Raw genomic sequence first — 12,464 nt, 5'->3', positions numbered from 1 at the left:
CAGCGCACACTCGTCCCACCGCGGAATGCGGGGTGACGCCAGGGGCTACGAGTTCAGTGGCTCAGGGGGCTGACGGCGTGACCGAAAGCCCCCACCTTGTCCGACTCAGGACTCGACATGGCCCGCACGCTACCCGACCGACGCCCGCCGAGGCATCTCGGTTTCACCCGAATCGGCCTGTATCACCGACGTCAGGAAACGGAGCTGAGCGTACGGCCGGTCGCAGGCTGCCGGGACGGTCAGGGCGCGCTCTGCCGCCCGATCGACTCCACCAGGGGCAGCAGGCGGTGCGGGACGCGTTCGCGCAGGGCGACCTCGGTGCGGGTGCGCACCACGCCGGGCAGGCTGATCACCTTCTGGATCACGTCCTCCAGGTGGGCGTTGTCGCGCGCCACGACCCGGGTCAGCATGTCCCCACCGCCGGTGATCGAGAACGCCTCGACGATCTCCGGTACGGCCGCCAGGGCGTCGCCCACGTCGTCGAGGTGGCCCTGCGTGACCTCGATGTGCACGAACGCCAGGACCGGGTGGCCCAGCGCGGCGGGGGAGAGGGTGGGGCCGGTCCCGGTGATGACGCCGTCCCGCTCGAGGCGGTCCAGCCGCGCCTGGAGCGTGCCGCGGGCGACGCCGAGGATCCGGGCGTACTCGCGCACGCTCGTGCGCGGCTGCTCGAGCAGCAACCGCAGGATGCGGGTGTCGAGCTCGTCCACGGTCATGGTGCCACCGGTCTTCCAGGTCGTGCGTTGATCGACGTCGACTGTACCAATGGCTCAGCGGCCTGGCGGCGGGGCCGACCACGGAAGCTGGTCCGTTGGTCCGGCATCGGCCGAAGACCGGCCACTTTTTCTGAGCCAATGGCCCAGGCAGATCGGCCTCACTTGAGCCAGGGGTGGCGTTGATGCTCTCATGGTCGGGTCGATGGCGCTGCGGAACCCCGCGGCGCCTTTTTCGTGCGAGTGAGCCAAGGGGGCGGTAGGCAGTGCTGAAGAGGGTGTTCGTGGCACCGGATCCGGGACGGGTGCGGCTGCGCTTCGCGACGCGGGCGGTGTTCGGCATCGGGCTGGCCGTCGTCGTGTGCGGCCTGGCCGGGCACTCCCTCCCCGGCGCCGTCACCGGCGGACTCGCCGCGCTGCTCGCCCTGTTCACCGTCGCCGACGCCACCGTGCCCCGGCAGGCCGTCACCACGGCCCTGCTGCCCGTCGTCGGACTGCCGGTGCTCGCGGCCGCGGCCGTGCTGCACGACCTGCCCGTCCTGCGCGACGTCACCTTCCTCGCCGTCGTCGGCGCGGGCGTGTACGCGCGCCGGTGGGGGCCGCGCGGGCACAGCCTCGGCGTGTTCGCGTTCATGATGTTCTTCATCGCGCAGTTCCTGCACGCCGGCCCCGAGCAGCTGCCCGAGCTGTTCGTGGCGCTGCTGCTGTCCGTGGCGTCCGCGGCCGCTGTCCGCTTCGGCCTGTGGTGCTACGAGCGCCGCCTGCCCCCGGGCGCCGCGCCCGCCCCGCCCGGCGGCAGCGGGCTGGCCCGGGTGACCACCCGGCAGGCCGTCCAGGCGTTCACCGGCGCCGGCTTCGCCCTGGTCGTCGGCCAGCTGGTCAGCGGACAGCGCTGGTACTGGGCCGTCGGCGCCACCTGGTGGGTCTTCGTCAACACCACCTCACGCGGCGAGACCCTGGTGCGCGGCTTCCGCCGGGTGCTGGGCACCGTCATCGGCATCGGGCTCGGCCTGCTCGTCGCCGTACCCGTGCACGGGGCGCCCGTCCCCACGGCCGTGCTCGTCGCGGCGTGCGTCTTCGGCATCTTCTACTCGGCGGCCGTCTCCTACACCTGGATGATGCTGTGCGTGACGCTGCTGGCCGAGCTGCTCTACGGCCTTCTCGGCGTCCTGACCCCCGGGCTGCTGGCGCTGCGGCTGACGGAGACCGCCGTGGGGGCGCTCGGCGCCGTGCTCGCGGTGCTGTTCGTGCTGCCGGTGACCACCCACGCCGTCACCGACGCGTGGGTCCAGCGCGCCCTGCGCTGCGTCCACGCGTGCACCGCCGAGGCCGCGGCGCGCCTCGCCGGCACGCCCGACGCCGACCCGGCGCCGCGGGTGGCCGAGCTGGAGCAGCTGCTCGGCCGGGTCCGGCTGTCCATCGCGCCGCTGGTGCACCCGCTGAACCCCATGCACGGCCGCAAGCAGCGCGCCCGGACCGTGCTCGCCCTGCTCGACGACTGCGCCCGCGAGGTCCGCGGCCTGGTCGCCGTCGCCGCCGATCCCGAGGCCTCCCACGACGCCCGCCTGGCCGCCGCGTGCTGGCGGGTGCAGGCCGCGGTGGAGGCGCTGACCGAGGGCGAGGCCCGCGAACTCACGGTCTCGGCCCACCCGCCGGCCACCGGACCGGCCGCCCTCGCCCACCTGCACGGCCTGGAGCGCGCCCTCGCCGAGCTGGCCACCCCGCTGCGAACCCCGTCGGGCTCGCCGCTGGTCGGCGCGTGAGGGTGGCCGACGGGAGCGCGGGGGTGCTCCCGCACGGAGTCGGAGCCCCGGGGACGACCCGGCAGGGCCGGTAGTCCGCGTCCGCCCGCAATTCCCTTCCGCCTCTACGGCGGGTCCCGTCGCCCTTGGTCTAGACCGGTCCCGTCGGCTGCTAGCGTCGGGCCCCGTACTGGGTGACGAGAGGGGACAGCGGTGGCAGACAGCGTGCGGCGGGCGTTCATCGGGTCGTTCACGGCGGCCGGCGGCCCCGGCATCCTCACGGCGGCCGTAGCGGCCGACAGCGGCGCGCTGACGCCTCTGAGCAGCGCCGACGGCCTGTCCGACCCCTCCTACCTGGCCCTGTCGGCCGACGGCCGCACGCTCTACGCGGTCAGCGAGACCTCCGAGGGCGGGGTCGCCGCGTTCCGGGTGGACGGCGACAAGCCCGAGCCGGCCGGCCCCCGCGTCGCGGTCGGCGGCGGCCCCACACACCTCAGCCTGTACGACGGCCACCTCCTGACCGCCGACTACGGCTCCGGCAGCGTCACCGCCGTCCCCGTCCGCTCCGACGGCACCCTCGCGCCCGCCGCCTCCGGTGTGCTGCGGCACACCGGCTCCGGTCCGCACAACAAGCGCCAGCAGGGCCCGCACGCCCACCAGGTGCAGCCCGACCCGAGCGGCCGCTGGGCGGTCAGCGTCGACCTCGGCACGGACTCGGTGCGGGTGTGCACGCTCGTCGACGGCAGCCCCCGCCTGCACGGTGAGTTCGCGCTGCGGCCCGGCTCCGGCCCGCGCCACCTGGCGTTCCACCCGTCCGGCGGGTACGCCTACGTCGTCAACGAACTGACGCCCACGGTCACCGTCTGCCGCTGGGACGCCACCGGGGGCGCCCTCGCCCCGCTCGCCGAGACGCCCGTGCTGCCGCACGCCCCGGCCGGCGACGCCTACCCGTCCGGCATCGTCGCCTCGCCCGACGGCCGCTTCCTGTGGATCGCGACCCGCGGCGAGGACGTGCTGTCCGTGTTCGCGGTGCAGGCCCGCGGCGAGGTAGTGCGGCTCGTCGGGACGGTGCCGTGCGGCGGCCGCTGGCCGCGGGCGCTCACCGAGGCCGGCGGCGTTCTGTACGTCGCCAACGAGCGCTCCGGCGACGTCACCTGGTTCACGGTGGAGCCGGCCACCGGCCTGCCCCGGCGCGGCGGCTCCCTCGCGGTCCCGGCGGCGTCCTGCGTGGTCCTCGCCTGACCGCCTCGCGGGGTCGTCGGACGGCATGCCGAAGGGCCCGCTCCCTCGTGGGGAGCGGGCCCTTGGCTTCCATCCGGGTGTCTCCGGGGTGGTGCGGTGCGGGTCAGCGGACCGGGGCGCCCTGCGCCTGCGGCGGGGCGATGCCCAGCGCCGTCGTGTACTTGGCCAGGGCCAGCTTGCCGATCGCCGGGTAGGCGCCGAGCGCCTCGGCCGCCGGGCAGCCCGCCTCCTTGGCCGCCCCCTCGACCAGCGAGGCATCGATCTCCGGGCCGATCAGGTACGGCGCGAGGGCCAGCTGCTGGGAGCCGGAGGACCGCAGCTGCTCGGCGACGTTCGCGATCGAACCCTCCTGGTCGAGCGCGGCCGCCATCACCGGCACGGCGAGGCGCGCGGCGAGCAGCATGCCCGTGATCCCGGCCGCCTGCACGGCCTCCTCGCCGCCCACGGCCGCGAGGATGATGCCGTCCGCGGCCGTCGCCACGGTGAACAGGCGGGCACGGTCGGCGCGGGCCAGACCGGCCTCCGACAGGCGCACGTGCAGCGCCTCGGCGAGCAGCGGGTGCGGGCCGAGGACGTCGGTCAGCTCGGCGGCGACCCGGCTGTCCATCAGGGCCTGACGGATGCGGCGCAGCAGCGCGTTGTCCGGACCGGCCAGCAGCGGCACGACGACCGCGACGGGACCCTCGGGCTCCTTGACCTCGACACCTGCGGCGAGCGCCTGCTCGTAGCGGGCGGTGCGCTCCTCCGCGGCGTGCACGAGCACCGACTGCACCGTCGGGAACTCCGCGTCGTCCCCGTCCACGTACCCGATCCGCGCGTCCAGGCCGGGCAGCTCGGAGCGCGCGATGCTCACGACCTCCTCGGCGAGGCTGCGTGTGGCGGCGCCGGTCGTGCCCGGAACCGCGAGGACGAGCGCGGGCGCGCCCTCGGGAGCCGCCAGGGGCTCGGGTCGGCGGTGCCGCCCGGGCTGGCGGGGGCGCGGCATTCGTACTGGCAGGCCGGACGCGGGCCCAGTGGGGGAGCTCATGGCGCCGCATGTTACTGGCTTCCGGGGCTCCCCTGTTCGGGGAGGGTGCAGGTGAGCGGTATCCGTCCGGTTTTGTCTGATGAGTTACGTACGCTTTGGAAGTGATCGGCGTCTGTTCCGGGCGACTTGCCCCGTGCGGGTGGGAATGCCGCTTCATGTCCCCGCCGTGTCCACCACCTGCAGCATCGTGCCGTCGGTGGGCAGGAGCAAGGTGCCCGTGGCGAGGGCGGTGGCGACGCGGACCGCGCCGTGCAGCGGGTCGCCCTCGGCGGGCACCCGGCGCGCGTGCGGCAGCCGTGCGGCCAGTTCCTCCTCCAGGGGGACGAGCAGGGGCTCGCCCACCTTGAACAGGCCACCGGTGAGGGCCACCCACGGTTCCCCCGAAAGGGGGCACACGGCGGCCGCGGAGTCCGCGATGTGCCGGGCCGCCTCGCGCAGGACGGCCACGGCCACCGGGTCGCCGTCGGCCGCGCACGCCCCCACCTGCGGTGCGAACGAGGCGAGGACGGCCGGGCGGTCGGGGCGCGGGTACAGCGCGCCGGGCAGCCCGGCGACCGGACCGAACGCCTTCTCGGCGCGGGCCAGCAGCGCGGCCGACCCGCCGGACCGGCCGTCGTGGGCGCGCAGCGCGGCCTCCAGGCCGGCCCGCCCGATCCACGCGCCCGAACCGCAGTCGCCGAGCAGATGACCCCAGCCGTCGGCACGTCGCCAGCCGGTCAGATCCGTGCCGATGGCGATCAGACCCGTACCGGCCGCGATCACCGCGCCGGGGTGCGGGCCCAGCGCGCCGGTGTACGCCGTGACGGCGTCCGCGGCCAGCGCCAGCCGCCCCGTCCCCAGCTCCCGCCGCAGCGCGCCGGGCAGTTCGGCGCGCAACGCGTCCCCGAGGGTGGCGAGCCCCGCCGCCCCGACCGTCGCCGCGACCGGCGCCGGCAGCCCGGTCTCGGCGAGCAACGCCCGGGTGAGCGGCAGCAGTTGCGCCAGCAGATGGTCCGCGTCGATGCCCCGGTCACCGGTGCGCACCGGCTCCCGCGAGGCCCGCTGCCCCAGCACCCCGCGCGCCACCGTGCCGACGGCGACGCGCAGCCCGGAACCACCGGAGTCGACGGCCAGGACGACGGGATCGGCGCCGCCCCGGTCCGTTGCGGCACCGCTCACCCGGTCGTGTTCCACCGCGTCGACGGCTCCGTGCGGGGCCTCGTGCGCGCCGGGGCCGGTGGTGTCGCCGGTGCCGGCACCAGGCGCGCGGTGCGGCACCGCCGCGCCGGTGGCCCCGGCCGGCTGCGGGGCACGTCCCGCGGGCCCGGTGGCCCGCTCCGGGCTCCCGTCGACCCCGGCTCGCCGCCGGTCCCCGGCGGGAGCTTCCGGCACCGCCGCGCCGCGGGCGCCGGGCGCGGCGTCGGCCGCGGTCACGGCAGGCGCCAGTCCACCGGCTGGCCGCCCTGGCGCATCAGCAGGTCGTTGGCCCGGCTGAAGGGACGGGAGCCGAAGAAGCCGCGGTCGGCGGACATGGGGGAGGGGTGCGCAGACTCCACGCTCGGCAGGTCCCCGAGCAGCGGACGCAGATTGCGCGCGTCCCGGCCCCACAGGATCGACACCAGGGGCTTGCCCCGGGCCGCCAGCGCCCGGATCGCCTGCTCGGTGACCTCCTCCCAGCCCTTGCCACGATGCGCGGCCGGCTTGCGCGGGGCCGTGGTGAGCGCCCTGTTCAGCAGCAGTACCCCCTGCCGCGTCCACGGCGTCAGGTCGCCGTTGGACGGGCCAGGCAGCCCCAGGTCGGCCTGCAGTTCGCGGTAGATGTTGATGAGGCTGCCGGGCAGCGGCCGCACGTCCGGCGCGACCGAGAACGAAAGCCCCACCGCGTGCCCCGGGGTCGGATAGGGATCCTGCCCGACGATCAGGACGCGGACCTCGTCGAACGGCTGCTGGAAGGCCCGCAGGACGTTCGCGCCCGCCGGGAGGTAGGTGCGCCCCGCGGCGATCTCCGCGCGGAGGAAGTCACCCATCGCGGCGATGCGCCCGGCCACGGGTTCCAGGGCCCTCGCCCAGCCTGCTTCGACGATTTCATGCAACGGTCGTGGTGCCACGGGCGTCACCCTACTGCCGTACACAAGGTGACGATCAACCGGTGGCCAACACCCGCCTGCCACACCGTGTTCACTGTCCTGTCCCCCCGTTCCCCCGTGGGCCTCATCCGATCACGGCCGCCCGCACGCACAGCACGTCCGGCAGATGCGACGCCAACTGGCGCCAGCTGTCGCCGTCGTCGGCCGAGGCGAACACCTCGCCGTTGCGGTTGCCGAAGTAGACGCCCGCCGGGTCGGCGTCGTCGGTCCACAGCGCGTCCCGCAACACCGTGCCGTAGTGGTCCTCCTGCGGCAGGCCCGCCGTGAGCGGCTCCCAGCTCTTGCCCGCGTCCGCCGTGCGGTAGACCCGGCAGCGCCGGCCGGCCGGGACCCGGTCGGAGTCGGCGTTGATCGGAAACACGTACGCCGTGTCACCGCGGTGCGGATGCGCGGCCACGGCGAAGCCGAACGTCGACGGCAGGCCCTCACCGATGTCCGTCCAGTGAGCGCCCGCGTCGTCGCTGCGGTACACCCCCCAGTGGTTCTGCAGGTACAGCCGGTCCGGATTGCCCGCGTCCCGCGTCACCTTGTGCACGCACTGGCCGAACTCGGGGTTCGGATCCGGCAGGAACACCGCGGAGACACCGGAGTTGGACGGGGCCCAGCTGGCGCCGCCGTCGGTGGTGCGGAACACGCCGGCCGTCGACACGGCCACCGTCACCGCCCGTGCGTCCCGCCGGTCGGTGAGCACCGTGTGCAGCCCCTCCCCGCCGCCGCCGGGCACCCACTTCGACCGCGTGGGGTGCTCCCACAGCGGGCGGACCAGTTCGAAGGTCTCCCCGCGGTCCTCCGAGCGGTACAGCGCCGCCGGTTCCGTGCCCGCGTACACCACGCCGTCCTCGGCCGCCGCCGGATGCAGCTGCCACACCCGCTCCAGTGAAGCGCCTGTGTCCTTGGGGAACTTGACCGCCGGCTTGGACGGCTCCTTCCAGGTGCGGCCCAGGTCGTCGGAGTGGAACACCGACGGCCCCCAGTGCGCGCTGTCGCCCCCGGCCAGCAGCCGCGGGGTGCCGCCGCGCGTGTCGATCGCGACCGAGTACACGGCCTGTGCGTTGAAGTACGGGCTCTCGTCGAATTGCCAGCCGCCGTTCCGCCCGCGCCCGATGAACAGGCCCTTGCGGGTCCCCACGGCCAGTAGTACCTCGGTCATGCCGAACACCTCCGCGACGTCTTTGTCCCAGACATCGGCCAGTGTGCACCCCACCACTGACAGCGGCCTCTCCGGACCATGTCGCCGCAGGTCAGAGCGGCGATTGTGGCAGACGCGGGCGATGCGCGGGGAGTTTTCCCGGCAACACGTGCGGGGCGTGGACGGCCATGGGACCGTCGAAGCGCAGTGCTCGTCCTGAGCACCGGGCGACCCTCCGCCGTACTGGTGGGCGCCGGGGATGCTCGCGCTGATGAGGAGGGTGCCGTCGATGGCGGTCCGTGGTCCCGAGGTCTGGTTGTGGCGCTGGCGGCGCAATCCGCTCAGGCGCCGCGCCGACAAGGTGGAGGCCTGGGTGGTGCTCGTGGTGTGGATGTGCACCGTCGTGGCCGGAGTGCTCGCCGGGCTGGGTGCCTCCCGGTCGGTCGAACAGGGACTGGCCCGCGAGCGCGCCGAGTGGCGTCCCGTCGTAGCCCGCCTGACCCAGCGGGCGCCCACGGCCGGCACCGGCAGTGACCACGTGTGGGCGGAGGTGTCCTGGCGTGCGGCGGACGGCTCCGCGCACACCGGTCAGGTCCGGGTGCGGCCGGGCAGCGCGACGGGCGGCCAGGTCACGGTGTGGACCGACCCACGGGGCCGCCTCGTCTCCCGGCCCGCCACCGCCGGACAGGCCCACCTGCGCGCCGTGCTGCTCGGCGCCCTGGCGGGGCTGAGCACCGCGATCGTCCCCTTCGTCGCCGGCCGCGCCCTGCGCATCCGCCTGGAGCAGCGCCGACTGGATCAGTGGGAGGCGGAGTGGGCCCGCTTCGGCCCGCTGTGGGGGAGGGGCAGGACGGGCTGACGACAGCGGGACCGGCCCGCGTCCGACCGTCCGGGACCGGCCACGTCCGTCCGTCGGTGACCGATCCACCCCGCCGTCACACCCCGACGGATCTGCACCGCCGTGACGCCCGGACCGATCCACCCCGCCGTGAACCCCGACGGATCCACCCCGCCGTCACGCCCCGACCGATCCACACGCCCCGCTCCCGACGCGGCACGCCGCCCTCACGCGTCGCCCGGCAGCCCCCGGCGCAGGATCCCGTCGAGGTCCGCCGTGCCCGGCAGGGTGCCGAAGGCGTGCCCCCAGTCGCCGCCCAGGCGGGTCGCGCAGAAGGCGTCGGCCACCGCGGGCGGGGCGTGCCGGACCAGGAGGGACGCCTGGAGGGTGAGCGCCATCCGCTCCACCAGGCGGCGGGCCCCGACCGGTGACGCGTCCCGCAGGTCGTCCCGCAGCCGTGTCACGGCCGCGTCCAGGCGGGCGTCCGCGCCCCGGGACAGGGCGAACTCGGCGAACAGGGCCTCCGCGGTCGCCGGTTCGCGGACCAGGGCGCGCAGCACGTCGAGCGCGTTGACGTTTCCGGACCCCTCCCAGATCGACAGCAGCGGCGCCTCACGGTAGTGCCGCGGCATGCCCGAGTCCTCCACGTAGCCGTTGCCGCCGAGGCACTCCAGCGCCTCCGCGGTGAAGGCCGGACCCCGCTTGGTCACCCAGTACTTGCCGACGGCCGTGGCGATCCGGCGGAACGCCCGCTCGCCCTCGTCACCGCGCACCGCCCGGTCGGCCGCCCCGGCCAGCCGCAGCGTCAGTGTCGTCGCCGCCTCGGACTCCAGCGCCAGGTCGGCCAGCACGTTGCGCATCAGCGGCTGGTCCAGCAGCCGCGCCCCGAAGGCGCTGCGGTGCCGGACATGGTGACCGGCCTCCACCAGGGTCTTGCGCATCAGTGTCGCGGAGGCCATCACACAGTCGAGCCGCGTGCAGTTGACCATCTCGATGATCGTCTTCACGCCCTGGCCCTCCGGCCCGACCAGCCAGGCCACGGTCCCGTCGAACTCCGGTTCCGAGGACGCGTTGGACCGGTTCCCGAGCTTGTCCTTCAGCCGCTGCACCCGGAACGGGTTGCGGCTGCCGTCGGGCAGGATCCGGGGCACCAGGAAGCACGACAGCCCCTCCGGAGCCTGGGCCAGCACCAGGAACACGTCGCACATCGGCGCCGAGGTGAACCACTTGTGCCCACGCAGCGTGTACACGCCCGGCTCGGCGGTGGGCGTGGCCGTCGTCGTGTTCGTCCGGATGTCGGAGCCGCCCTGCTTCTCCGTCATCCCCATGCCCGCGAGCAGCCCGCGCTTCTCGGTCGGCACCCGCAGCCCGGGCTCGTACATGCGGCTGGTCAGCAGCGGTTCGTACACCTTGGCCAGCTCCGGCTCGCGGCGCAGCGCGGGCACTGCGGCGTAGGTCATCGACGTCGGGCAGCCGTGACCGGCCTCGCTGTGCCCCCACACCAGGCCGCCCGCGCTTCGCGCCACGTGCGCGCCGGGACGCCCGTCCGCCCACGGCGCCCCGGCCAGACCCTCGGCGACCGCGACCCGCATCAGTTCGTGCCACGCCGGATGGAACTCGACCTCGTCGATCCGGTCGCCGTACCGGTCGTGCGTGCGTAGCGCGGGCTCGTGCCGGTTGGCCAGCTCGCCCCACTCCTGGGCTTGCACACCGCCCGCCCGCTCGCCGAGCCGCCTGATGTCCGCCTCGGCCCAGCCGGCGCCCTCCCGGCGCAGGCCCTCGAGCAGTGCGGCGTCGCCGGAGGCGTCGTACGGCGCGAGCGGCGGCGGCTGGTTGGTGACGTCGTGCGTGCGGTACGGCTGTGGCCACGCGGAGCCCGGGAGCGAAGTCATACCCGTCATGTTGCACTTACTCTGCGACCGCAGCAATAGTGCAACATCGTAGGGCGCGGTTACAGTACGTCCCCATGCGCAGCAGGCACGTCTCGCAAGATCCGCCCGGCGGTGGCTTCGGCCTGCGTCCGCTGTCCGCCCGTTCGGTCGTCCTGAGCCTGCTGCTCGGCGCGCATCCGCCGGAGCTGCCCGTCAGGGAGCTGACCCGCGCGCTGGAGCCGTTCGGTGTCGGCGGGTCCACGCTGCGGGCCGCGCTCAGCCGGATGACGTCCGCCGGCGATCTGCGGCGCACCGGCACCGGCTACCGGATCGGCGACCGCCTCCTGCAACGCCAGCGCCGCCAGGACGAGGCGGTCCGGCCCCGCACGCGCGCGTGGCACGGCGACTGGGAGATGGTGGTGATCACCGCGACCGGCCGCGGCCCCGCCGAACGAGCCGACCTGCGCACCCGGCTGACCGCCCTGCGCCTGGCCGAGCTGCGCGAGGGCGTCTGGCTGCGCCCGGCCAATCTGGACCGACCGCTGCCCGCAGGACTCGCCGAGGTCGCCCAGACCTACACCGCCCGCCCGGACCGGCCCGCACCCGAACTAACCGCCGAGCTATGGCCGTTGGACGCCTGGTCCACCACCGCACGGGCCCTGCTCGCGCACGCGGACGAGGCCGCATGCCCGGCCGACCGGCTCACCGCCTTCGCCGCGCTCGTACGGCACCTGCTCGCCGACCCGGTACTGCCGCCCGAGCTGCTCCCCGCGGACTGGCCGGCCCCCGCCCTGCGCACCGCGTACGCCGCGTACCAGGAGGAGCTGGCCGCCTCGGTGGGCCACGGCCGCACGGGGTGACGGCACCGGCGGCCGCACGGGGAGGTCGAACACCTCGCCGTACGGCCGCCGTTCACCCCGCCGCGCTCACTTGTACGTGATGTCGGACGCGGAGTACTTGCAGTAGGTGCCGTCGGGGTCGGAGCCGTTGGTGGTCGGTTCCTTGCCCGTGTTGTTGCCGATGTACTTCTGGCACGGGACGATCTTCTTGCTGGTGTCGCCGACGATGGTGATGTTCCGCAGCGTCGCGCTGTCGCCGTAGTTGGTGTTGATGCCGACGAGCGCGGTGCCCTTGTAGGTCGCCTCGATGGTGTTGAGGTTGATCGTCCGCTTGTACTGCGTCTTGCAGTTGCCGCAGCTGCGCACGAGCTTGCCGAAGTTCTTCACGGCGAAGTTCGAGACGTTGAGCGTCCCGGCGCCGTTGAACTGGAAGACCTTGTCACTGGCCTCCTTCGCCCCGCCGCCCGAGACGGTGTAGACGTTGGACGACGACGAGCCGAGGAAGGTCGCCGCGTCCTCGCCCACGTCCTCCCACCAGACGTTCTGCAGCGTGCAGCTGCCCAGGCAGTGGATGCCGTCCGCGGCGGGGGAGCCGATGATGACGTTCTTCAGGACGGTGCCGGGGGCGAGTTCCAGGATGGGGCCCTGGTCCTCGTCCTGGCTGCTGGAGCCCAGGTCCCCGGTGCCGTACAGGCGCTTCATCCCGTAGTCCTTGGTGCCGGACAGCTGGATGGTGGAGGAGACGGCCTGGCTGCCGTTGGCGGTGGGCCAGGTGGCCGCGCTCGCCGGGGAGAGCGCGCCGCTGGTCATGAGCATGCCAATCGCGAGGCCGGTGGCGGCCAGGACGCCGGTCGCCGAGCGCCGGCGGGCGCGTGGACGGGTCGCTGAAGTCATGTCCCGAATGCCTTCCTTTCGGTGGGAGGTGTCCCGTTACGGG

At 74.5% G+C, this 12,464-nt stretch carries 11 protein-coding genes; 4 read left to right on the top strand and 7 right to left on the bottom strand.

What is annotated here, in order from left to right:
- Positions 1–239 precede the first annotated feature (239 nt).
- Positions 240–716 (bottom strand): Lrp/AsnC family transcriptional regulator, encoded by a 477-nt coding sequence (locus AB0J12_RS19205; protein WP_103785646.1) that lies wholly within the window; start codon positions 714–716, stop codon positions 240–242.
- Between the two features lie 263 nt (positions 717–979).
- Between AB0J12_RS19205 and AB0J12_RS19200 the strand changes: the two genes are divergently transcribed.
- Positions 980–2,476 carry an FUSC family protein gene (locus AB0J12_RS19200; protein ID WP_363265494.1) on the top strand — a complete coding sequence of 499 codons (1,497 nt, stop codon included), beginning with the start codon at positions 980–982 and terminating at the stop codon, positions 2,474–2,476.
- Positions 2,477–2,668: 192 nt separating this feature from the next.
- Positions 2,669–3,697 (top strand): lactonase family protein, encoded by a 1,029-nt coding sequence (locus tag AB0J12_RS19195; RefSeq protein WP_363265493.1) that lies wholly within the window; start codon positions 2,669–2,671, stop codon positions 3,695–3,697.
- Positions 3,698–3,800: 103 nt separating this feature from the next.
- Here the strand turns inward: AB0J12_RS19195 and AB0J12_RS19190 are convergent, their stop codons facing one another.
- The 4 genes from AB0J12_RS19190 to AB0J12_RS19175 form a co-directional block, all read right to left on the bottom strand.
- On the bottom strand, positions 3,801–4,724 hold the full coding sequence (locus AB0J12_RS19190; protein ID WP_363265492.1) for a hypothetical protein: 924 nt from the start codon (positions 4,722–4,724) through the stop codon (positions 3,801–3,803).
- Between the two features lie 153 nt (positions 4,725–4,877).
- Complete coding sequence (locus AB0J12_RS19185) at positions 4,878–5,882, bottom strand: BadF/BadG/BcrA/BcrD ATPase family protein (protein ID WP_363265705.1); 1,005 nt, start codon at positions 5,880–5,882, stop codon at positions 4,878–4,880.
- Between the two features lie 251 nt (positions 5,883–6,133).
- Complete coding sequence (locus tag AB0J12_RS19180; RefSeq protein WP_363265491.1) at positions 6,134–6,811, bottom strand: uracil-DNA glycosylase; 678 nt, start codon at positions 6,809–6,811, stop codon at positions 6,134–6,136.
- 103 nt (positions 6,812–6,914) lie between these two features.
- A complete protein-coding gene (locus tag AB0J12_RS19175) occupies positions 6,915–8,000 on the bottom strand; it encodes an exo-alpha-sialidase (protein ID WP_363265490.1) in 1,086 nt (361 codons plus the stop codon).
- Positions 8,001–8,268: 268 nt separating this feature from the next.
- Between AB0J12_RS19175 and AB0J12_RS19170 the strand changes: the two genes are divergently transcribed.
- On the top strand, positions 8,269–8,838 hold the full coding sequence (locus tag AB0J12_RS19170) for a hypothetical protein (RefSeq protein WP_363265489.1): 570 nt from the start codon (positions 8,269–8,271) through the stop codon (positions 8,836–8,838).
- A gap of 206 nt (positions 8,839–9,044) precedes the next feature.
- On the opposite strand, the gene AB0J12_RS19165 is transcribed toward AB0J12_RS19170, so the two are convergent.
- Complete coding sequence (locus AB0J12_RS19165) at positions 9,045–10,709, bottom strand: acyl-CoA dehydrogenase family protein (protein WP_363265488.1); 1,665 nt, start codon at positions 10,707–10,709, stop codon at positions 9,045–9,047.
- A 74-nt stretch (positions 10,710–10,783) separates the two neighbouring features.
- On the opposite strand from AB0J12_RS19165, the gene AB0J12_RS19160 reads away from it, so the two are divergent.
- The gene (locus tag AB0J12_RS19160) at positions 10,784–11,548 is read left to right on the top strand and encodes a PaaX family transcriptional regulator C-terminal domain-containing protein (RefSeq protein ID WP_363265487.1); all 765 of its coding nucleotides are present in this window, start codon (positions 10,784–10,786) and stop codon (positions 11,546–11,548) included.
- Between the two features lie 66 nt (positions 11,549–11,614).
- On the opposite strand, the gene AB0J12_RS19155 is transcribed toward AB0J12_RS19160, so the two are convergent.
- A complete protein-coding gene (locus tag AB0J12_RS19155; protein WP_363265486.1) occupies positions 11,615–12,421 on the bottom strand; it encodes a pectate lyase in 807 nt (268 codons plus the stop codon).
- Between the last annotated feature and the right edge of the window lie 43 nt (positions 12,422–12,464).

The sequence above is a fragment of the Streptomyces sp. NPDC049915 genome, assembly GCF_040656475.1.
GTDB lineage: Bacteria > Actinomycetota > Actinomycetes > Streptomycetales > Streptomycetaceae > Streptomyces.
Note: the sequence above shows the minus strand (reverse complement) of the source record. Positions and strands in the feature narration are given on the sequence as shown.

Coding starts and splice junctions, on each gene's coding strand:
- AB0J12_RS19205 (WP_103785646.1), bottom strand. CDS start 716: ATGACCGTGGACGAGCTCGACACCCGCATCCTGCGGTTGCTGCTCGAG.
- AB0J12_RS19190 (WP_363265492.1), bottom strand. CDS start 4,724: ATGAGCTCCCCCACTGGGCCCGCGTCCGGCCTGCCAGTACGAATGCCG.
- AB0J12_RS19175 (WP_363265490.1), bottom strand. CDS start 8,000: ATGACCGAGGTACTACTGGCCGTGGGGACCCGCAAGGGCCTGTTCATC.
- AB0J12_RS19170 (WP_363265489.1), top strand. CDS start 8,269: ATGGCGGTCCGTGGTCCCGAGGTCTGGTTGTGGCGCTGGCGGCGCAAT.
- AB0J12_RS19165 (WP_363265488.1), bottom strand. CDS start 10,709: ATGACTTCGCTCCCGGGCTCCGCGTGGCCACAGCCGTACCGCACGCAC.
- AB0J12_RS19160 (WP_363265487.1), top strand. CDS start 10,784: ATGCGCAGCAGGCACGTCTCGCAAGATCCGCCCGGCGGTGGCTTCGGC.
- AB0J12_RS19155 (WP_363265486.1), bottom strand. CDS start 12,421: ATGACTTCAGCGACCCGTCCACGCGCCCGCCGGCGCTCGGCGACCGGC.